Origin of the sequence: Mesorhizobium sp. M5C.F.Ca.ET.164.01.1.1 (assembly GCF_004792125.1) — a bacterium.
GTDB classification, from domain to species: domain Bacteria; phylum Pseudomonadota; class Alphaproteobacteria; order Rhizobiales; family Rhizobiaceae; genus Mesorhizobium; species Mesorhizobium wenxiniae.
Genome location: NZ_SRTG01000312.1, coordinates 1 through 338 on the forward strand (window position 1 = coordinate 1; position 338 = coordinate 338).

The window sequence follows — 338 nt, forward strand, 5'->3', positions numbered from 1 at the left end:
CCGACCGCAACGACGTCAAGATTGGGGTGATCACTTACAAGATAGCCGCCCATGCAGCCGATCTGGCGAAGGGCCATCGGGCAGCGAAAACCAGGGATGATGCCCTTTCGCGCGCGCGCTTCGAGTTCCGCTGGGAGGACCAGTTCAACCTGTCGCTCGACCCCGAAACCGCACGGTCCTTCCACGACCAGACCTTGCCCAAGGAGGCGCACAAGCTGGCACATTTCTGTTCGATGTGCGGGCCGAAATTCTGCTCCATGCGCATTTCCCACGACATCCGTGCCGAGGCCCAGAAGGAAGGCATGGCGGCAATGGCGGCGAAATACCGCGAGGGCGGC

Annotated in this window: 1 protein-coding gene; it reads left to right on the top strand. The window is 62.1% G+C overall.

The window, feature by feature from the left end; genetic code table 11:
- Nucleotides 1-338 (top strand): phosphomethylpyrimidine synthase ThiC (locus EN807_RS33615; protein WP_189522690.1); only part of this gene is annotated, 338 nt, incomplete at both ends.